The 1,254-nt window shown below is 56.8% G+C and carries 1 protein-coding gene and 1 pseudogene; both read left to right on the top strand.

Annotated elements, in window-relative coordinates:
• Positions 1–961: pseudogene (locus tag KCG87_RS27300) on the top strand (toxin); the annotation flags it as partial.
• A gap of 98 nt (positions 962–1,059) precedes the next feature.
• On the top strand, positions 1,060–1,254 hold a 195-nt coding region (locus KCG87_RS27295), incomplete at its 3' end, for a hypothetical protein (protein ID WP_210685730.1).

The raw sequence follows: 1,254 nt of genomic DNA, 5'->3' as shown, positions 1-1,254 counted from the left end.
CCGGTATGCGTACGTCGGCAACAATCCGCTGCGCTATGTGGATCCTGACGGAAACAACAGAGCGGAAAGTGTGATCATGCTGTATTCAGCATTTCTTTCGAGCGTCCAGGGCCACTCCACGCAGGTTGTGGGGCAAATTCACAACATTCTCCATGAGGAAGGTGTGGCAATGAATCTGGCACTGAACATGGTAGGCGAAGTCGTGAGAGGGGTCGTCGGCTATGAGGGCGGTGCCGCAGGCGGCGATCTGCTTGACCTAGTCATTCCCAATATGCCTGACACCACACCCTACACCACGACCGGAGGGGTGATCGGCGGCAATATTGGCGGCGACTCCGCCACGGCCATGATTGATCCGATAGCCAACAGCGCCGGGATCGGAATGGGTCCACTGATTCCGCAGACCTCGCGGATCTCGGTCAACGCGATTGATCATGGGCTGGGCATCAGAGATGCCGTCAAGGAAATCAGCTCCTGGCGAGACGTGAAGGATGAGCTGATTCATCCAGGCCTTGATGCGGTACTCAACCCCTCCTTCATGATGGGCCGGCTCATGGCTTCGTGGATATCGATCATTCCCGCAGCACTGAATATGTTTGCCCGCGCAATAGAGGCAGAAGACATCAAAAACCGCCTTGATCCGGTAAAGATCCAGAAAATAGACAAAATGCTCGAGGACTGGAAATCGGCGGTAGAACAACGTGCCGGCTGGGCTGAAAATGCATTCGATGCACTGGGCACGGACATTGTGTACCCGGCCGACTCGCTGCCAAATATCAACCATATGACATCGGCAGAGACCCTGGCCCCCATCTCTCGCTCAGACTTGCGCCGGTTGACCAATTTTACTCTTTCCAACATCAAGCGCTCTCAAGACATGATGACGTCGTACAAAGAGATGGGGACTACCGACAATCAGTTCTTGCTGGCGCAGCGCCGAACCCGGAAAAAGGCAGCCTGAATGATCCGCTTCACGGAAGTGCGGGCATGAATCCTTCAGTGCATTGGCGTACTCCTGCTCTGTCGGCTCACGATCCCAGAGGGCTGCCGGTCAGAAACGTGGCTTATTTGCGGGCGGTGGTGGGCGCCGAAGTCGAATGCCAGATCAACCGTCAACGCCACGACTCCAACGGCCGCCTGATCGAACAATGGGACCCGCGCCTCCCCGTGCCTTGTCTGACCACTGTTTACCGGCTGAATGGCGAGGCGTTGAAAATCGACAGCGTCGACGCCGGCTGGCGCCTGAGCCTGCCG

Origin of the sequence: Pseudomonas sp. MWU347 (assembly GCF_017947305.1) — a bacterium.
Taxonomy (GTDB): domain Bacteria; phylum Pseudomonadota; class Gammaproteobacteria; order Pseudomonadales; family Pseudomonadaceae; genus Aquipseudomonas; species Aquipseudomonas putida_A.
This window is presented reverse-complemented; position numbering and strand designations above follow the sequence as displayed.